Below are 18,291 nucleotides of genomic sequence, written 5' to 3' on the forward strand. Positions count from 1 at the left end.
CCCCCGCGGGGCCGGCCCCCTAGTCGCCCAGGACCCGCCGCAGGTAGCCGTTGGTGAAGAGCCGCTGCGGGTCCAGCCGGTCGCGCACCGCCGTGAACTCGGCGAAGCGCGGGTATGCCCCGGCCAGGTACGCGGCGTCGCGCGTGTGCACCTTGCCCCAGTGCGGCCGGCCGCCGTGCGCGGTCATGATCCGCTCGACCGCGGTGAAGTACGCCTGGTACGGGGTGCCCCGGTACAGGTGCACCGCGATGTACGCCGTCTCCCTGCCGGACGCCGTGGACAGCGTGATGTCGTCCGCCGGGGCCGTCCGTACCTCCACCGGGAAGCTCACGCGCAGCGGCGAACGCTCGACCAGTGCCTTCACCTCGCGCAGCGCCTCCACCGCCGCCTCGCGTGGAACGGCGTACTCCATCTCCATGAAGCGCACGCGGCGCGGGCTGGTGAAGACCTTGTAGGGGATGTCCGTGTACGTACGGGCGGAGAGCGCGCGGCTGGAGAGCCTGGCGATCGCGGGTATGGCCGCGGGAACGGCCCGGCCGACCGAACAGGCCACCTGGAAGGCGCCGTTGGACAGGAGCTCGTCCTCGACCCAGCCGCTGACCCTGCCGGGCGGGGCCGCGGGGCCCGCGCTGCGGTTGTTGCGCTTGGTGTTGCAGTTGCCGGTGTGCGGGAACCAGTAGAACTCGAAGTGCTCGTTCTCGGCGTGCAGCGCTTCGAAGTCGGCGGTGACCCGGTCGAAGGTCATCGGTTCCTCGCGGGCCCTCAGCAGGAAGAGGGGCTCCACGGCGAAAGTGATCGCGGTGACGACGCCCAGCGCGCCGAGCCCGAGCCTGGCGGCCGCGAAGACGTCGGCGTTCTCCTGCGCGGAGCACGTCAGCAACGAGCCGTCGGCCGTGACGAGTTCCAGGGCGCGGATCTGCGCGGACGTCGAGGCGGAGTCGCGGCCGGTGCCGTGCGTGCCGGTGCTGGTCGCACCGGCCACGGTCTGCTCCATGATGTCGCCCATGTTCGTGAGCGACAGGCCCTCCCTGGCCAGTGCCACGTTCAGACGCTTGAGCGGGGTGCCGGCCTCCACGGTCACGGTCCCGGCCGCGCGGTCGACGTCGCGGATGCCGGTCAGCAGGTCGGGGCGGATCAGCACACCGTCGGTCGCGGCGGCCGCCGTGAACGAGTGGCCCGTGCCGACCGGCTTCACCTTCAGGCCGTCCTCGGCGGCCCGGCGTACGGCTTCGGCGAGCTCCCCGGCCGAGGCGGGGGTCACTTCCCGTGCGGGACGGGCGGTGACGTTCCCGGCCCAGTTACGCCACGTGCTCGTCGTTCTGGATGTGGTGGCCATCTGCCCCGTACCCTCCCCGAGTCTGTGCCGGCCTGCGGAGCCGGCGGAACCCCAGGAACGCCACCACGGCCGCGAGCGCTCCCGCCGCGACGGGCACCGCGTACCCCGACTCCGCCCCCGCCGCGTCGACCACCCAGCCTGCGGCCGAGGAACCGAGAGCGATGCCGACGGCGAGCCCGGTTCCCGTCCAGGTCATGCCCTCGGTCAGTTTGGCGCGCGGTACGTGCTGCTCGATGAGAGCCATGGTGGTCACCATCGTCGGCGCGATGGCAAGGCCCGCAACAAAGAGCGCCACGGCCAGGAACGGCAGGCTCCCGGCCAGTAGGAGGGGGATCATACTCACGGCCATCGCGCAGACTCCCACCAGCCACCGGGTGGACGCCGCGCCCTTGAGGTGCAGCAGCCCGAAAACCGCTCCCGCGAGGCAGGAACCGAGCGCGTACACGGCGAGGACGAGGCTGGCCGCGGCCTTGTGGCCCTGCTCCTCCGCGAACGCCACCGTCACCACGTCGACCGACCCGAAGATCGCGCCGGTCGCCACGAAGGTGGCCACCAGGACCTGGAGCCCGGGGGAGCGCAGAGCGGAGCCGCCGGTGTGCTCGTCGCGCGGGTGCGGGACGGGCTCGGTGGCGCGCTGGGCGGTCAGCCAGAAGACGCCGACGACCAGGAAGCCGGCGGCGAGCAGCGGGCCGGCCTCGGGGAACCACGCGGTCGAGAGCCCGATGGAGACGATCGGGCCGAAGATGAAGCAGACCTCGTCGACGATCGACTCCCAGGAGTACGCCGTGTGGAGTTCGCGCGGGGAGCCGCGGTAGATCTCGGCCCAGCGCGCCCTGACCATCGAGCCGACGCTCGGCACGCAGCCGGCGCCGGCCGCGAACACGAACAGCGTCCATTCGGGGGCGCCCTGCTGGGCGCAGACCAGCAGCCCGGCGACCGCCGCGACCGAGACCAGGGTGGCGGGGCGCAGGACGCGGCGCTGTCCGTACCGGTCCACGAGACGGGAGATCTGCGGACCCAGGACGGCGGCCGCCGTCGCGAGGACGGCGGTGAGGGCGCCCGCGAGCCCGTACTCCCCCGTGAGCTGGGAGATCATGGTGACGATCCCGATGCCCATCATGGACAGCGGCATCCGGCCGAAGAAGCCGGCGGCGGAGAACGCCTTGGTGCCTGGGGCGGCGAAAATCGCGCGGTACGGACTGGACAAGGGATGCTCCGGTAAGGCGTACAAATGGGATTCACAGCTTACGTCCGCCGGGCGGCGCACCGCACGGCGGTTTCACCGTCGTCGCGTACGGGTGGCAGGATCGGACCCATGCCCGATCAGCGCGATCCCGCCCCTTACGACGCCCTGCTGCTCCTCTCCTTCGGCGGCCCCGAAGGCCCGGACGACGTGGTCCCGTTCCTGGAGAACGTCACCCGCGGCCGGGGCATCCCCAAGGAGAGGCTCAAGGAGGTGGGACAGCACTACTTCCTGTTCGGCGGCGTCAGCCCGATCAACGAGCAGAACCGTTCCCTCCTCGACGCCCTGCGCAAGGACTTCGCCGAGCAGGCGATGGGCGGCCCGGACGGCCTGCCGGTCTACTGGGGCAACCGCAACTGGGCGCCGTACCTCGTCGACACCCTGCGCGAGATGGCCGCGGACGGACGCCGCCGCATCGCCGTGCTCGCCACGAGCGCGTACGCCTCGTACTCGGGCTGCCGCCAGTACCGCGAGAACCTCGCCGAGGCGCTCGCGACCCTGGAGGCCGAGGGGATCGAGCCGCCGCGCGTCGACAAGCTGCGCCACTACTTCAACCACCCGGGTTTCGTACGTCCCATGGTCGACGGGGTCGTCAAGTCCCTCGCGGAGCTGGACGAGAGCGTACGGGCGGGAGCCCACCTCGCCTTCACGACGCACTCCATCCCGACCGCCGCGGCGGACACGTCGGGCCCGGTGGAGGGCCACGGCGACGGCGGCGCGTACGTCGCCGAGCACCTGGACGTCGCGCGGGTGATCGCCGAGGCGGTGCGGGAGGAGACCGGCGTCGCGCACCCCTGGCAGCTCGTCTACCAGTCGCGCAGCGGGGCGCCGCACATCCCGTGGCTGGAGCCGGACATCTGCGACCACCTGGAGGAGCGGCACGCCGCGGGCGTGCCCGCCGTCGTGATGGTCCCGATCGGCTTCGTCTCGGACCATATGGAGGTCCTGTACGACCTCGACACCGAGGCCACCGCCAAGGCCGCCGAACTCGGTCTGCCGGTGCGGCGGTCCGCGACCGTCGGCGCCGATCCGCGCTTCGCCGCAGCGGTGCGCGAGCTGGTACTGGAGCGGGCGGCCGCCGAGCGGGGGCTCACGGTGCGGCGGTGCGCGCTGGGGACCCTGGGCCCCAGCCACGACCTCTGTCCGGTCGGCTGCTGCCCGGCCAGGTCCCCCAAGCCCGCCGCCGCGGGCGCCGACAGTCCGTACGCGTAACCCCTGCCGCACCCCTGCGCACAAAGGAGAGCCGTGACCGATCCCCTCACGTCCGAGCTGCTCGAACTCGCCCTGGAGGCCGCCCGGCGCGCCGGCGCACTGCTGCGGGACGGGCGGCCCGCGGATCTGGGCGTCGCCGCCACCAAGTCCAGCCCCGTCGACGTCGTCACGGAGATGGACGTCGCCGCCGAGAAGCTGATCACCGACTTCCTCACCGAGCACCGTCCCGAGGACGGGATCCTGGGCGAGGAGGGCGCGAGCAGCGAGGGTACGAGCGGGGTGCGCTGGGTGATCGACCCGCTCGACGGCACGGTCAACTACCTGTACGGGCTGCCCACTTGGGCGGTGTCCATCGCGGCCGAACGCGACGGCGAGACGCTGGTGGGCGTCGTGGAGGCGCCGATGCGCCGCGAGACGTACCACGCGGTGCTCGGAGGCGGCGCGTACGCCGACGGCGCCGCACTGCGCGTGCGGCCCGCGCCGCCGCTCGACCAGGCCCTGGTCTCGACGGGCTTCAACTACGTCGCCACGGTCCGCAGCCACCAGGCGGACATCGCCCAGCGGCTGATCCCCAGGGTGCGGGACATCCGTCGCGGCGGGTCGGCCGCGATCGACCTGAGCGATGTGGCGGCGGGACGTCTGGACGGCTACTACGAGCGCGGTCTCAGCCCGTGGGACCTGGCGGCGGGCGACCTGATCGCCCGGGAGGCGGGCGCGCTGACGGGTGGACGGCCCGGTGAGCGCCCGTCCGGGGAGCTGGCGATCGCGGCTTCACCGGGCGTTTTCGAGCCGCTCCAGGCCCTGCTGGAGGACTTCGGCGCCTGGCACGACTAGGGAGCCGCGACCAGGGGGCCACGACCAGGGAGCGGCGGGGGCCCCGGCAGGGCGTGGAAGGGCCCCGGCGCAGTCCTCTGGCGCCGGGGCCCTTCCACGCGCTCCGTACGGTCGGCCGACGGGTCAGGCGCTCACGGCGTCCAGCTGCACGCCGTGCTCCGCGGCGAGGCGGCGCAGGTCCTCGAGTTCCGCCTGCTCCACCTCCGCCAGGAAGTCGTCGCCCGTTTCGAGAGCCATCGTGAGGTCTGTTTCCGTGGCCTTTATGCGCTGCAGCAGGCCTGCGGTGAAAGCGTCCATGGGTGCGCCCCCTCGTCATGGGTCGGTGGCACGGGGGTGTGCCGAGGGTGGGGTGATCACTCTCCGTCAGAGGGACAGAGCGGGGTGTGGCATGCCACATACAGGGCGTGATCGCGGGTGTGCAGTCGTCCTCCCCATCGGCCGCCCCGGGAAAACCTCAACTGGCCCAGGAATCATGGAAATCCCCACGCATGCCTGACCGGGTTCGCTCGTGCGGGCTCCCGGGCCCCTTCCCCGGTGTACCGCCTTACCGCCGGTTTATGGCCGAAAGGGGCAGGATGGCAGCACACAGTCGATGGGACACACCCCTGCCCGCATGGGCAGTCAGCGGAAGGAATGCGACGTGCGCGTACTCGTCGTCGAGGACGAGCAGCTGCTCGCCGATGCGGTGGCCACCGGACTGCGCCGGGAGGCCATGGCCGTCGACGTCGTGTACGACGGCGCGGCCGCTCTGGAACGTATCGGGGTGAACGACTACGACGTCGTCGTGCTCGACCGTGACCTCCCGCTGGTCCACGGTGACGACGTCTGCCGGAGAGTCGTCGAGCTCGGCATGCCCACCCGTGTGCTGATGCTCACCGCCTCCGGTGACGTCAGCGACCGCGTCGAGGGCCTGGAGATCGGCGCGGACGACTACCTCCCCAAGCCCTTCGCCTTCAGCGAGCTGACCGCGCGGGTACGGGCCCTCGGGCGCCGTACGACGGTCGCGCTACCGCCCGTCCTGGAGCGCTCCGGCATCAAGCTCGACCCGAACCGCCGCGAGGTATTCCGCGACGGCCAGGAGATCCAGCTGGCGCCGAAGGAGTTCGCGGTGCTGGAGGTGCTGATGCGCAGCGAGGGCGCCGTCGTGTCGGCCGAGCAGCTGCTGGAGAAGGCCTGGGACGAGAACACCGACCCGTTCACCAATGTCGTGCGCGTCACGGTGATGACCCTGCGCCGCAAGCTCGGCGAGCCACCGGTCATCGTGACGGTGCCCGGCTCCGGCTACCGGATCTGACGCGCGATGGCACCGACTCCGGCGCCGCCCGCGGCGCCGCCGAAACCGACCTGGGACCCGAGGGAGCACGAGCCCTCCTTCCCCTGGCTGCGCCCCACGATCCGGATACGGCTCACTCTGCTGTACGGCGGCATGTTCCTGATCGCCGGCATCCTGCTGCTCTCGATCATCTACCTGCTGGCGGCCCAGGCCCTCGCGGTGGGCAGCGAGCTCCCCTTCAAGATCGTGAGCGGCAAGGTCGAGAGCGCGGTGTGCGGTCTGGGCCTGCCCGACAACGCCCCGCCCGAGCAGTTCAACGCGGCCATGAACGCCTGTGTCAACCACCAGCGCCAGCAGGCGCTCGACGAGCTGCTCAGCCGCTCGCTGCTCGCCCTGCTCGGGCTCAGCATCATCGCCTTCGCCTTCGGTTACGCGATGGCGGGACGCGTCCTGTCGCCGCTCGGCAGGATCACGCGTACGGCCCGCAGGGTGGCCGGCACGGACCTGACCCGGCGGATCGAGCTGGACGGCCCCGACGACGAGCTGAAGGAGCTCGCCGACACCTTCGACGAGATGCTCGACCGCCTGGAGCGGGCCTTCACCGCCCAGCAGCGGTTCGTGGGCAACGCGTCGCACGAGCTGCGCACACCGCTCGCGATCAACAGGACGCTGCTGGAGGTCCACCTGTCCGATCCGGAGGCGCCCCCCGAGCTCCAGCAGCTCGGCAAGACGCTGCTGGCCACCAACGAGCGCAGCGAGCAGCTGGTGGAGGGTCTGCTGCTGCTCGCCCGCAGCGAGAACCAGATCATCGAGCGCAAGCCGGTGGACCTGGCCGAGGTCGCCTCGCGCGCCATCGACCAGGCGCGCGGCGAGGCGGTGGCCAAGGGCGTGGAGATCCGCGGGGAGCAGGCACCCGCCGTCGTCCAGGGCAACGGCGTACTGCTGGAGCGGATCGCCCTCAACCTGGTGCAGAACGCCGTGCGCTACAACGTCCCCGAGGACGGCTGGGTCGAGGTCACCACCGAGAGCCGGCCCGGCCAGGCGCTCCTGGTGGTCTCGAACACGGGCCCAATGGTTCCCGCGTACGAGATCGACAACCTCTTCGAGCCGTTCAGGCGCCTGCGTACGGAGCGCACCGGCAGCGACAAGGGCGTGGGCCTGGGCCTGTCCATCGCGCGCAGCGTCGCGAGGGCTCACGGAGGCCGTATCATCGCGGAGCCCCGTGAGGGCGGCGGCCTCATGATGCGCGTCACTCTTCCGATCTGAGGCGTTTCGCGCAGGCGTGAATCCGTTCGCTTTAAGCGGAATTTTCAAGACCTGGTCCGGAGGGGCCTGTGTGTGATCGATCACAGGCTCGAATTTCCGGCCCTCTACACTCCGTGATCGCCAACTCCCCCGGAAAACAGGGAAAAGTCCGGGTTTCCTGGGGGTGGTATCACGGGAAGTACACGGGGTGGCGCCCGTGAAGTGCGACATTCGGACCGTGTACGGTCCCGATCGCCATCCAAACCGACCACTCCGGAGGAGATCGGTTGGGTGTCGATTGAGTAACAGACCTTGATGTGAGGCAAAATCTCCGCCTCAGGTCGGGCACAAGTCCGGCCTCTCACGCGTTACGTGCGCTGAGACACCGCAACCACCCAGAGGGGGAGAGCGACAATGGCAACGGATTACGACACCCCACGCAAGACCGACGACGACGTGGATTCCGACAGTCTTGAAGAGCTCAAGTCACGCCGGAACGACAAGTCGACATCGGCCGTTGACGTGGACGAATTCGAGGCGGCGGAGGGGCTTGAACTGCCCGGCGCCGACCTTTCCAACGAAGAGCTCGCCGTGCGCGTCCTGCCCAAGCAGGCCGACGAGTTCACCTGCATGAGCTGCTTCCTCGTGCATCACCGTTCCCAGCTGGCCAGGGAGAAGAACGGTCAGCCGATCTGCCGCGACTGCGACTAGGTCGGGCCGGCCGTGGCAGGCGCGACACCGTCCAGGAAGAAGCGCTTCCGGAGGAAGGACTCGCCGGAGGCGCAGCAAGACGTGAGCGCGGCCGTCGGCGCACGTGACGACGAGCGGGGCCTGACGGCCTCGCTCGAAGTGGCGGAAGGGTCCCCGGCCAGGGCCCGGCGCCTGGCGGCTGTCCGGCAGGGCGTACGGAGGGGCGGCGAGAGCGCGAAGGCCGTCGTCGGCTTCCTCGCCGACCGGATCATCGAGAGCGCGCCGCGCGTTCCCGTACGTGACCTGCCGACCCTGCGCAAGCAGTTCCCGGGTCTCGGCCCGGAACAGATCGCCGACAGGCTGGTGGCGGGCGCGGCCAACGGCACCTCCACCGTGGGGGCGGGAATCGGTGCGGCCGCCATGCTGCCCGTACCCCCCGCCATGCCGGCCGAGCTGGCCGCCGAGGTCACCGGCGTCGCCGCGATAGAGCTGAAGCTCATCGCGGAGCTCCACGAGGTCTACGGCATGCGGCCGCCCGGCACTCTCGCCCAGCGCAGCATCGCCTACCTCAACTCCTGGTCGCAGGAGCGGGGGATCGACGTGACCAGACCGGCCACGTACAGCACCGGGCTGGGCACGCAGATGAAGCGCCAGCTGCGGCAGCAGATCATGAAGCGCATGGTCCGCAACCTGCCGAACCTCATGCCGTTCATGGTCGGCGCCGCCGTCGGCGCCGTGATGAACCGCCGCGACACCAGAAAGCTCGCCGACCGGATCCGCGCGGACCTGCGCCGCACCCAGATCCCCTGGGACGCGCTGCCCGAGCTGCCGCCCCTGGAGCAGCCCCCGGTCGAGCCCGGGCGAGGCCGCAAGGAGCTGGAGGGCTAGCGGCCCCGCTCAGCCCGCCCGTACGGCCGCGAGAGCCGCGGCCAGGCCCTCGGGATCACGGGTCGAGAGGTAGAGGTACGGCGTCGGATCGGCCGGGTCGGTGACCTCCACGCGCAGCGCTCCCGGGATGTAGCTGCGCAGCAGCATGTGGGCGCGCGTATCCGCCTTGTGGGACCGCCAGGCGCGGGCCTCCTCGGCGTCCAGCACCTCGGCCTCGCCGAGCGCGGAGACCGGGATGCGGGCGTCGCCCGCGATCAGCGCGTCCCCGACGACCCGGATCCGCTGGGAGCCGTACGCGCTCACACCCGCGGTGGCGAGCGCGCCGGCGCCGATCAGCCCGCCGAGCATCGGCAGCACGCCCAGGGGCAGCAGCATCAGTCCGCCCGCGATGCCGAGGAGCCCGGCGATGATCCACCAGGAACGGGGTGCGGTCAGGCGTTCTGCGTACTGCGGGGCTGAAGGCTGCATGAAACCAAGCTTGACACGGCGCGACCTGCGCGTACCCGCGCGGGTAAGGTCTGCGCCTGTGAGTACTGAGAACCCCCGGGAGGCTGCCCCCGGGCCCGCGGCCCTGATCCCCCCGGCCGACGCCATAGCCCCGGTCAGGCACCCCGACGCACCACCGCCCGGAGAGCTCCTCGGCGCGCACTACGCGCACTGCTTCGGCTGCGGCGGGGGCCAGCCCCACGGGCTGCACCTCCAGGCCCGCGCCGGTGAAGGCGTACAGGTCTCGGCCGAGTTCACGGTCAAGGCCGCCCACCAGGGCGCTCCCGGACTCGCGCACGGCGGCGTACTGGCCACGGCGCTCGACGAGACGCTCGGCTCGCTGAACTGGCTGCTGCGGGTGATCGCGGTGACCGGCCGGCTGGAGACCGATTTCGTACGTCCCGTGCCGGTCGGCACCGTGCTGCACCTCGACGCCGAGGTGACCGCGGTGCACGGCCGCAAGATCTACTCCACGGCGACCGGACGGATCGGCGGCCCCGGCGGACCCGTGGCCGTCCGCGCCGACGCCCTCTTCATCGAAGTCAAGGTCGACCACTTCATCGAGAACGGACGCCCGGAGGAGATCCGGGCGGCGATGGCCGACCCCGACCAGGCCCGGCGCGCCCGCGCCTTCGAGGTGAACCCGTGACCCGTAGCCCTGTCGACGTGCTGATCCGCCGGGTCGACCCCGACGTACCGCTGCCCTCGTACGGACATCCGGGTGACGCGGGAGCCGACCTGGTCACCACGGAAGCCGCCGAACTCGCCCCCGGCGAACGCGCGGTGCTCCCCACCGGGGTGTCTGTCGCGCTGCCCGACGGGTACGCGGCCTTCGTGCACCCGCGTTCCGGTCTCGCCGCCCGCTGTGGAGTCGCCCTCGTGAATGCCCCGGGGACGGTGGATGCCGGGTACCGTGGGGAAATCAAGGTGATCGTGGTCAATCTCGACCCGCGCGAGAGTGTGCGGTTCGAGCGCTTCGACCGGATTGCCCAACTGGTCGTCCAGCAGGTCGAGAAGGTGCGCTTCCACGAGGTCGCGGAGCTTCCCGGATCGGCGCGGGCCGAGGGGGGCTTCGGTTCCACCGGCGGTCATGCCGCCGTGGACGGCCGGACGGGTGGGAATCGATACGCATCGGTCGTATCCGACCGGGAAGGACAGTGACGTGTTCGGACGTCGCAAGAAGAGCGAATCCGCCCAGGACGTGGCGGGCGAGGCCGAGCAGGTCGTCGACGACGTCGAGCCTGACGAGGCCGCCGACGGCGACGGGTCGGTCCGCAGCAGGGTGAACCTGCCGCCGGCGCCCCGCCCGGACGGTCCGTGGGACGTGTCCGAGGTCATGGAGCCCGGCGAGGGCCGGGTCGACCTGGGCGGAATGTTCGTGCCCGGAGTCGAGGGCATGGAACTGCGGGTCGAGGTCGCGGGCGACGCGATCGTCGCGGCGACGGTCGTGCTGCGCGACAGCGCCGTCCAGCTCCAGGCTTTCGCGGCACCCAAGAAGGAAGGCATCTGGGGCGAGGTCCGCGAGGAGATCGCTTCGGGCATCACCCAGCAGGGCGGCGTCATCGACGAGGTCGAGGGACCGCTGGGCTGGGAGCTGCGGGCCCAGGTGCCCGTACAGCTGCCGGACGGCACGGGCGGCGTGCAGATGGTGCGCTTCGTCGGTGTCGACGGGCCGCGCTGGTTCCTGCGCGGAGTGATCTCCGGCCAGGGCGCGGTGCACCCGGAGGCCGCGGGCGTGCTGGAGCACGTCTTCAAGGACACCGTGGTCGTACGGGGCGAGGGGCCGATGGCGCCGCGTGACCCGATCGTCCTCAAGCTGCCGAACGACGCGCAGATGGTGCCCGAGGGCGTCCAGCAGGAGGAGCAGGAGGGCTCGCGCTTCTCCGGCGGGATGGGCCAGCTGCAGCGTGGTCCCGAGATCACCGAGGTGCGCTGATCGTCCTGGTGCGCAGAGACTGAACCACAGCGGACGGGCCGGTGGGCCGTACTCCCGAATCGGGGGTGCGGCCCACCGGCTTTCGCGTTCCGTACGGATCGTTCGGACCGTTCCGTACGGATCTCGTCAACGCGGCGCCCCCGGCCGTAGGGGAGGCGTCAACGGACGGCCCGGCCCGGCGGGGGAGGGGTTTCCTCGGGGGGTCGGAGAATCCGTATCGCATCCAGGAGCACCCGATGGCCGACCTGGCCTTCGTCGTCACCACGCCCGCGGTCCTCGCGCTGGTGGCACTCGTCGCCAAGGGGGTGGCGAAGCTGTGACTGCCGAGAACATCGTCGGGCTGGTCGTGGCCGTCTCCCTGCTGGGCTACCTCGTCCTCGCCCTCGTGTACCCGGAGAGGTTCTGAGCCCCGTGATGAGTCCTGTCCTCGCCGGCGTGCTCCAGCTCCTCGCGCTCGTCGTGGCGCTCGGCCTGGTGTACCGGCCCCTCGGCGACCACATGGCCCGCGTCTACTGCGCACCGGCCCATCTGCGGGTGGAGAAGTGGATCCCCCACGCGGTCGGCGCCGATCCCACCGCGCGGATGCGCTGGCCCGCGTACCTGCGCGGGGTCCTCGCCTTCTCCGCGGTGAGCGTCCTCTTCCGCTACCTGCTCCAGCGTGTCCAGGGCCTGCTCCCCGGCTCGCTCGGCTTCTCCTCCATCGACCCGGACCAGGCGTTCAACACCGCCGCGTCCTTCGTCACCAACACCGACTGGCAGTCGTACTCCGGCGAGCAGGCCATGGGCCACGTCGTGCAGACCGGCGGCCTCGCCGTGCAGAACTTCGTCTCCGCGGCGGTCGGCATGGCCGTCGCGGTGGCTCTCGTACGAGGCTTCACCGGTTCCGCACCGGGGAGATCGGCAACTTCTGGGCCGATCTCGTGCGCGGAGTGGTGCGCATCCTGCTGCCCCTCTCGGTGGTCGGCGCGCTCGTGCTGGTGGCGTGCGGCGTCATCCAGAACTTCGCCGGGATCCATGAGGTCGGGCAGTTCATGGGCGGCAGCCGGCAGTGGAACGGCGGCGCCGCCGCCTCGCAGGAGGTCATCAAGGAGCTGGGCACCAACGGCGGCGGTTGCTTCAACGCCAACTCCGCCCACCCCTTCGAGAACCCGACCCCCTTCTCGAACCTCTTCGAGATCCTCCTGATCCTCGTCGTCCCGTTCGCGCTCACCCGCACCTTCGGCCGCAGGGCCGGGAACCCGCGTCAGAGCTACGCGATCCTCGCCGCGATGGCGGCCGTCCGGCTCGGGACTGGACCCGCACATCTCTCCCCAGTACGCCGCCCTCCGGGCGCCCCGCGTCGCCGAGAGGAACGGCCTGGACGCCGGGCGGGTGGAGAAGCTGGCCGAGGATCACACCGAAGGGCGGACCCTCGGCTTCATGGGGGAGCCCCGGTGAACGTCCTCGGGCTCGACATCGCACTCAAGGAGCTCGTGGCCGGGGCAGCGGCCAGGGGCTGACGTGACCGTTGCGGGGCCGGGCGCGCCGTGACCGTACTGACGCCCGGCCGGACCACCGCACGGGGAGCACGTATGAGCGAGAGCACCAGGGGCAGCACCGGCACGGCCGTGGCCGCCGGCCCGGCCGCGGGGCCCATGGTCGAGGTGACGGATCTGCACCGCTCCTACGGCACGGGGGCGGCGGCCGTCCACGCGCTGCGCGGCGTCTCCTTCAGCGTGCCGCGCGGTGAGCTCGTCACGCTCAAGGGCCGGTCGGGCTCCGGCAAGACGACCCTGCTCAACCTGGTCGGCGGCCTCGACACCGCCGACCGGGGCCGCATCGTCGTCGACGGCACGGAACCGGCGGGCCTCGGCGAGGACGGCCCGCTCGCACTGCGCCGCGACCGCATCGGCTTCGTCTTCCAGCCCTTCGGCCTGATCCCCGTCCCCACCGCCGCCGAGAACGTCGGCGTACCCATGCGGCTGCGCAGGACCGACCCCAAGGTGCGCGAGGAGCGCGTCGAGCCGCTGCCGGCCCTCGCCGACCACGCGGCGCAGCGTCCCGGCGAGCTCTCCGGCGGCCAGCGGCAGCGTGTCGCCATCACCCGCGCGCTCGCCAACAAGCCGGCGCTGCTGATCGCGGACGAGCCCACCGGACAGCTCGACGCGGAGACCGGTCTCGCCGTGATGGAGCTGCTGCGGGCGGCCGTACGGAGCGAAGGCGTCACCGCGCTGGCCGCCACGCACGACGCCCAGCTCCTGGGCCTCGCCGACCGGGTGCTCGAACTCGGCGACGGCCACCTCGTCGAGCACGTCCGAGTCCGGCACGTCCGAGTCCGGCGCGTCCGAGTCCGGCGCGTCCGAGTCGGAGGGGCGCCGACGGGCGTCAGAGTTGTGTCAATACGCACCTCTGATCCCCGCCCCTCGCCCGTTTTGCCGCATTCCAGGGCTGTAGCTTCACCAGAGCCGGCCCACCGGGCCGCAGCACCTCGCTGGAAGACAATGGGGCCATGGGACGCGGCAAGCTTCGGATCTACCTCGGCGCGGCGCCGGGTGTCGGCAAGACGTACGCCATGCTCTCCGAGGCCCACCGCCGGGTCGAGCGCGGCACCGACTGCGTCGTCGCCTTCGTCGAGCACCACGACCGGCCGCGCACCGAAGTGATGCTGCACGGCCTGGAGGACATCCCGCGCCGCGCGATCGAGTACCGCTCCACGGTCTTCGCCGAGATGGACGTCGACGCGGTCCTCGAACGCCGTCCCGCCGTCGCCCTCGTCGACGAACTCGCCCACACCAACGTCCCCGGATCGCGCAACGCCAAGCGCTGGCAGGACGTCGAGGAACTGCTCCAGGCGGGCGTCGACGTCATCTCCACGGTCAACATCCAGCACCTGGAGTCCCTCGGCGACGTCGTCGAGTCGATAACCGGCGTACGGCAGCGGGAGACCGTACCCGACGAGGTCGTCCGCCGCGCCGACCAGATCGAGCTGGTCGACATGTCGCCCCAGGCGCTGCGCCGCCGCATGGCCCACGGCAACATATACAAGCCGGACAAGCTCGACGCCGCCCTGTCCCACTACTTCCGCCCCGGCAACCTCACCGCGCTGCGAGAACTGGCCCTCCTGTGGGTCGCCGACCGCGTCGACGAGTACCTCCAGCAGTACCGCGGCGAGCACAACATCCGCTCCACCTGGCAGGCGCGCGAGCGCATCGTCGTGGGCCTCACCGGCGGACCCGAGGGCCGTACGCTCATCCGCCGCGCCTCGCGCATGGCGGCCAAGGGCTCCGGCGGCGAGATCCTCGCCGTCTACGTCGCCCGCAGCGACGGGCTGACCTCGGCCTCGCCCAAGGAACTCGCCGTACAGCGCACCCTCGTCGAGGACCTCGGCGGCACCTTCCACCACGTCATAGGCGACGACGTCCCTTCCTCGCTGCTGGAGTTCGCCCGCGGCGTCAACGCCACCCAGATCGTGCTCGGCTCCAGCCGCCGCAAGACCTGGCAGTACGTCTTCGGCCCCGGCGTCGGCGCCACCGTGGCCCGCGAGTCCGGGCCCGACCTGGACGTCCACATCGTCACCCACGACCACGTCGCCAAGGGCCGGGGCCTGCCCGTCGCCCGCGGCGCCCGCCTCGGCCGGGCCCGGATCGTCTCCGGCTGGCTGGTCGGCGCCGCCGCGCCCGTCCTGCTCTCGCTGCTGCTCACCAGCATGGAGAACGGTCCCGGGCTCGCCAACGACGTCCTGCTCTTCCTCTTCCTCACCGTCGTCGCCGCCCTGCTCGGCGGACTGCTGCCCGGGCTCGCGTCGGCCGCCGTCGGCTCGCTCCTGCTGAACTACTACTTCACGCCGCCCACCCACACCCTGACGGTCAGCAATCCGAAGAACATCGTCGCCATAGTGATCTTCTTCGCGGTGGCCGTCGCGGTCGCCTCCGTGGTCGACCTGGCCGCCCGCCGCACCCACCAGGCCGCCCGGCTGCGCGCCGAGTCCGAGATCCTCTCCTTCCTCGCGGGCAGCGTCCTGCGCGGCGAGACGACCCTGGACGCCCTCCTGGAGCGGGTACGGGAGACCTTCGCCATGGACTCGGTGGCGCTGCTGGAGCGCGCGAGCGACGTCGACCCCTGGACCTGCGCCGCCGGCGTCGGACCCAGGCCGCTCGGCCGCCCCGAGGACGCCGACGTGGACATGCCCATCGGCGACCACATGGCGCTCGCCCTCTCCGGCCGCGTGCTGCCCGCCGAGGACCGCCGGGTGCTCGGTGCCTTCGCCGCCCAGGCCGCCGTCGTACTGGACCGGCAGCGCCTGGTCGGGGAGGCCGAGGGGGCGCGCAAGCTCGCCGAGGGCAACCGCATCCGCACCGCCCTGCTCGCCGCCGTCAGCCACGACCTGCGTACACCGCTGGCCGCCATCAAGGCCGCCGTGTCGTCCCTGCGCTCCGACGACGTGGCCTGGTCGCAGGCCGACGAGGCGGAACTGCTCGCGGCTATCGAGGACGGCGCGGACCGCCTCGACCACCTCGTCGGCAACCTCCTCGACATGTCCAGGCTCCAGACCGGCACCGTCACCCCGCTCATCCGCGAGACCGACCTCGACGAGGTCGTCCCGATGGCCCTCGTCGGCGTACCGGCCGAGAGCGTCGGCCTCGACATCCCGGAGACCCTGCCGATGGTGGCCGTCGACCGGGGACTCCTCGAACGCGCCGTCGCCAACATCGTCGAGAACGCCGTCAAGTACAGTCCCGGCGACGCCCCCGTCTCCGTCGCCGCGAGCGCGCTCGGCGACCGCGTCGAGCTGCGCGTCGCGGACCGCGGACCCGGCGTGCCGGACGACGGCAAGGAGCGGATCTTCGAGCCGTTCCAGCGGTACGGCGACGCCCCGCGCGGCGCCGGAGTCGGCCTCGGCCTCGCCGTCGCCCGCGGCTTCGTCGAGTCCATGGGCGGCACGCTGACCGCCGAGGACACGCCCGGGGGCGGCATGACGATGGTCCTCACCCTCAAGGCGGTCCCGGGACACGCCCCGGCACGCCCCGGTCTTTCCGCCCGGGTCACCTCATGACCCGGGCGCCCGTGTTGTTCCGTACGTCCCGCAGAAAGGCAGGCACCACATGACCCGGGTGCTCGTGGTCGACGACGAGCCGCAGATCGTACGCGCCCTCGTGATCAACCTGAAGGCGCGCAAGTACGAGGTGGACGCGGCCCCGGACGGAGCCACCGCGCTCCGGCTCGCCGCCGCGCGCCAACCCGACGTGGTCGTCCTGGACCTCGGTCTGCCCGACATGGACGGCGTGGAGGTGATCAAGGGGCTGCGCGGCTGGACCCGCGTACCGATCCTGGTGCTCTCCGCCCGCCACACCTCCGACGAGAAGGTCGAGGCGCTGGACGCCGGGGCCGACGACTACGTCACCAAGCCCTTCGGCATGGACGAACTCCTGGCCAGGCTCCGCGCCGCGGTCCGCAGGGCCGAGCCGGCCGGCGCCGCCGGGGACGACGTGCTCGTCGACGCGGGCGGCGACTTCACCGTCGACCTGGCCGCGAAGAAGGTGCACCGCGACGGCAGGGACGTACGGCTGACGCCCACCGAATGGCACCTCCTGGAAGTGCTCGTACGGAACACGGGCCGCCTGGTCAGCCAGAAGCAGCTCCTCCAGGAGGTCTGGGGCCCTTCGTACGGCACCGAGACCAACTACCTGCGGGTCTACATGGCGCAGCTGCGCCGCAAACTGGAGGCGGACCCCTCGCACCCCCGGCACTTCGTCACCGAGCCCGGCATGGGATACCGCTTCGAGCGGTGATCCGGGGCCGGGCCGGTGCGATGCGGGGCTGTTCCGGTGTGATGCGGGGCTGTTCCGGTGTGATCCGGGCGGGCCCGCTCCCCGGTACCCTTCGGGTATGAGTGCCGTATCACGTTCGGAGAAGCCCGCCGGCCGGTTCCGCCGGATGCTCGACCGGCTGTCCACCTCGCAGGAGGACCTGCACTCCGCGGAGCTCCAGGAGGACGCCCAGGCCGCGGGGTGCTCACGCATCTGCGACTGCGACGACCGCCAGGTGGTGAAGGTGACCGGTACCCTGCGCACGGTCACCCTGCGTCCCCGGGCCGGTGTGCCCGCCCTGGAGGCGGAGCTGTTCGACGGCACCGCGCCGCTGGACGTGGTGTGGCTGGGCCGCCGTTCCATCGTGGGCATAGAACCGGGCCGCAGGCTCATCGCCTCGGGCCGGATCTCCATGAGCCACGGCCGCCGGGTGCTCTTCAATCCCAAATACGAACTCCGACCGCTCGGACAGGAGTAGCCGGTGACGTCTCTCGACAAGCCGACCGCGACGGATCACGACAGCGCAGCAGCCGCTCAGGACGTCCAGAGCGCCCAGAGCGCCCAGGACGCGAAGGCCGTCACGGAGGCCGCCCTCTTCGAGGCCTTCGGCGGCCTCAGGGGCATGGCGGAGACCGTGCTCCCCGGTCTGCTGTTCGTGACCATCTTCACGATCAACAAGGACCTGCACGTCTCGGCCATCGCCGCCCTCGCGGTGTCCTTGCTGCTCGTCGCCGTACGGCTGATCCGCCGGGACACCGTCAAGCACGCCTTCAGCGGGGTCTTCGGAGTCGCCTTCGGCGTCGTCTTCGCGATGATGACCGGCAACGCCAAGGACTTCTACCTGCCGGGCATGATCTACACCTTGGGCCTGGCCCTCGCGTACATCGTGACCACGCTCGCGGGTGTCCCGCTGATCGGCCTGATCCTCGGCCCGATCTTCAAGGAGAACCTCTCCTGGCGGACGCGCAACCCCGGGCGCAAGAAGGCGTACGCCAAGGCGAGCTGGGCCTGGGGCCTGATCCTGCTCGGCAAGTGCGCGATCCTCTTCCCGCTGTACTGGTGGGCGGACACCACCCAGCTCGGCTGGGTCCTGGTCGCGCTGAAGATCCCGCCGTTCCTGCTCGCGGTCTACCTGACCTGGGTCTTCCTGGCGAAGGCGCCGCCGCCCATCGACGTGTTCGCCGAGATGGAGGCGCAGGAGAAGACCGAGAAGGAGCGCAAGGCTGCCGCGGCCGCCGCGGCGCGGCGCGAGACCTGATCGCCCCGGCGACCTGCTCCAGGGTGCCGAGCAGGGCGTGGTAGATGCCGCCGCCCTCGTCGGTGTCGAGCAGGCCGCTCATCGAGTGGGTGAGGAAGTACCCG

Annotated in this window: 19 protein-coding genes and 3 pseudogenes; 18 read left to right on the forward strand and 4 right to left on the reverse strand. The window is 71.5% G+C overall.

The features are described 5' to 3' along the window. Positions 1 to 19 precede the first annotated feature (19 nt). Both ACWDZ4_RS30875 and ACWDZ4_RS30880 read right to left on the reverse strand, forming a co-directional pair. On the reverse strand, positions 20 to 1,336 hold the full coding sequence (locus ACWDZ4_RS30875; protein ID WP_451511685.1) for a D-arabinono-1,4-lactone oxidase: 1,317 nt from the start codon (positions 1,334 to 1,336) through the stop codon (positions 20 to 22). Further along, positions 1,299 to 2,543, reverse strand: coding sequence for an MFS transporter (locus ACWDZ4_RS30880; protein WP_451511686.1), 1,245 nt, complete (start codon positions 2,541 to 2,543; stop codon positions 1,299 to 1,301). The genes ACWDZ4_RS30875 and ACWDZ4_RS30880 overlap by 38 nt, the downstream gene beginning before the upstream one ends. 108 nt (positions 2,544 to 2,651) lie before the next feature. On the opposite strand from ACWDZ4_RS30880, the gene ACWDZ4_RS30885 reads away from it, so the two are divergent. Then, positions 2,652 to 3,791 (forward strand): ferrochelatase, encoded by a 1,140-nt coding sequence (locus ACWDZ4_RS30885; RefSeq protein WP_451511687.1) that lies wholly within the window; start codon positions 2,652 to 2,654, stop codon positions 3,789 to 3,791. A gap of 33 nt (positions 3,792 to 3,824) precedes the next feature. Continuing rightward, positions 3,825 to 4,625, forward strand: coding sequence for an inositol monophosphatase family protein (locus ACWDZ4_RS30890; RefSeq protein ID WP_451511688.1), 801 nt, complete (start codon positions 3,825 to 3,827; stop codon positions 4,623 to 4,625). 123 nt (positions 4,626 to 4,748) lie between these two features. Here ACWDZ4_RS30890 and ACWDZ4_RS30895 read toward each other — a convergent pair whose 3' ends face one another. Further along, positions 4,749 to 4,922, reverse strand: coding sequence for a hypothetical protein (locus tag ACWDZ4_RS30895; RefSeq protein ID WP_451511689.1), 174 nt, complete (start codon positions 4,920 to 4,922; stop codon positions 4,749 to 4,751). Positions 4,923 to 5,265: 343 nt separating this feature from the next. Between ACWDZ4_RS30895 and ACWDZ4_RS30900 the strand changes: the two genes are divergently transcribed. The 4 genes from ACWDZ4_RS30900 (at position 5,266) to ACWDZ4_RS30915 (ending at position 8,721) form a co-directional block, all read left to right on the forward strand. Continuing rightward, positions 5,266 to 5,919 carry a response regulator transcription factor gene (locus ACWDZ4_RS30900; protein ID WP_344490397.1) on the forward strand — a complete coding sequence of 218 codons (654 nt, stop codon included), beginning with the start codon at positions 5,266 to 5,268 and terminating at the stop codon, positions 5,917 to 5,919. A gap of 6 nt (positions 5,920 to 5,925) precedes the next feature. Then, on the forward strand, positions 5,926 to 7,164 hold the full coding sequence (locus ACWDZ4_RS30905) for a sensor histidine kinase (RefSeq protein ID WP_451511690.1): 1,239 nt from the start codon (positions 5,926 to 5,928) through the stop codon (positions 7,162 to 7,164). A gap of 393 nt (positions 7,165 to 7,557) precedes the next feature. Further along, complete coding sequence (locus ACWDZ4_RS30910) at positions 7,558 to 7,854, forward strand: DUF4193 domain-containing protein (RefSeq protein WP_451511691.1); 297 nt, start codon at positions 7,558 to 7,560, stop codon at positions 7,852 to 7,854. A 12-nt stretch (positions 7,855 to 7,866) separates the two neighbouring features. Then, positions 7,867 to 8,721: a hypothetical protein gene (locus ACWDZ4_RS30915; protein WP_451511692.1), complete on the forward strand. Its 855-nt coding sequence runs from the start codon at positions 7,867 to 7,869 to the stop codon at positions 8,719 to 8,721. 9 nt (positions 8,722 to 8,730) lie between these two features. Here ACWDZ4_RS30915 and ACWDZ4_RS30920 read toward each other — a convergent pair whose 3' ends face one another. Continuing rightward, positions 8,731 to 9,189 (reverse strand): DUF3093 domain-containing protein, encoded by a 459-nt coding sequence (locus ACWDZ4_RS30920; protein WP_451511693.1) that lies wholly within the window; start codon positions 9,187 to 9,189, stop codon positions 8,731 to 8,733. 124 nt (positions 9,190 to 9,313) lie between these two features. On the opposite strand from ACWDZ4_RS30920, the gene ACWDZ4_RS30925 reads away from it, so the two are divergent. The 12 genes and pseudogenes from ACWDZ4_RS30925 to ACWDZ4_RS30980 all read left to right on the forward strand — a co-directional run bounded on the left by ACWDZ4_RS30925 (position 9,314) and on the right by ACWDZ4_RS30980 (position 18,187). Continuing rightward, positions 9,314 to 9,856 carry a PaaI family thioesterase gene (locus tag ACWDZ4_RS30925; protein ID WP_451511704.1) on the forward strand — a complete coding sequence of 181 codons (543 nt, stop codon included), beginning with the start codon at positions 9,314 to 9,316 and terminating at the stop codon, positions 9,854 to 9,856. After that, complete coding sequence (dut, locus tag ACWDZ4_RS30930) at positions 9,853 to 10,368, forward strand: dUTP diphosphatase (protein WP_451511694.1); 516 nt, start codon at positions 9,853 to 9,855, stop codon at positions 10,366 to 10,368. Before ACWDZ4_RS30925 ends, dut begins: the two co-directional genes overlap by 4 nt. Before the next feature lies 1 nt (position 10,369). Then, positions 10,370 to 11,143, forward strand: a complete 774-nt coding sequence (locus ACWDZ4_RS30935; RefSeq protein WP_451511695.1) for a DUF3710 domain-containing protein — start codon at positions 10,370 to 10,372, stop codon at positions 11,141 to 11,143. Between the two features lie 41 nt (positions 11,144 to 11,184). Beyond that, entirely contained in the window at positions 11,185 to 11,463 is a 279-nt protein-coding gene (locus ACWDZ4_RS30940) for a hypothetical protein (RefSeq protein ID WP_451511696.1), read from the forward strand. Then, positions 11,460 to 11,549, forward strand: a complete 90-nt coding sequence (gene kdpF, locus ACWDZ4_RS30945) for a K(+)-transporting ATPase subunit F (RefSeq protein ID WP_063789431.1) — start codon at positions 11,460 to 11,462, stop codon at positions 11,547 to 11,549. The genes ACWDZ4_RS30940 and kdpF overlap by 4 nt, the downstream gene beginning before the upstream one ends. Positions 11,550 to 11,557: 8 nt before the next feature. Further along, positions 11,558 to 12,432 (forward strand): annotated as a pseudogene (locus tag ACWDZ4_RS30950) (potassium-transporting ATPase subunit KdpA); the annotation flags it as partial. Further along, positions 12,422 to 12,642, forward strand: a pseudogene (locus ACWDZ4_RS30955) (potassium-transporting ATPase subunit C); the annotation flags it as partial. The pseudogenes ACWDZ4_RS30950 and ACWDZ4_RS30955, both read left to right, overlap by 11 nt. Positions 12,643 to 12,714: 72 nt before the next feature. Beyond that, positions 12,715 to 13,434: pseudogene (locus ACWDZ4_RS30960) on the forward strand (ABC transporter ATP-binding protein); the annotation flags it as partial. 197 nt (positions 13,435 to 13,631) lie between these two features. Continuing rightward, positions 13,632 to 16,175, forward strand: a complete 2,544-nt coding sequence (locus ACWDZ4_RS30965; RefSeq protein ID WP_451511697.1) for an ATP-binding protein — start codon at positions 13,632 to 13,634, stop codon at positions 16,173 to 16,175. A 49-nt stretch (positions 16,176 to 16,224) separates the two neighbouring features. Beyond that, positions 16,225 to 16,911 (forward strand): response regulator, encoded by a 687-nt coding sequence (locus ACWDZ4_RS30970; RefSeq protein ID WP_451511698.1) that lies wholly within the window; start codon positions 16,225 to 16,227, stop codon positions 16,909 to 16,911. Between the two features lie 97 nt (positions 16,912 to 17,008). Beyond that, a complete protein-coding gene (locus ACWDZ4_RS30975; RefSeq protein WP_451511699.1) occupies positions 17,009 to 17,407 on the forward strand; it encodes an OB-fold nucleic acid binding domain-containing protein in 399 nt (132 codons plus the stop codon). Positions 17,408 to 17,410: 3 nt separating this feature from the next. Next, positions 17,411 to 18,187 (forward strand): DUF3159 domain-containing protein, encoded by a 777-nt coding sequence (locus ACWDZ4_RS30980; RefSeq protein ID WP_451511700.1) that lies wholly within the window; start codon positions 17,411 to 17,413, stop codon positions 18,185 to 18,187. The last annotated feature ends 104 nt before the right edge of the window (positions 18,188 to 18,291 follow it).

The organism is Streptomyces sp. NPDC003016 (genome assembly GCF_053591455.1).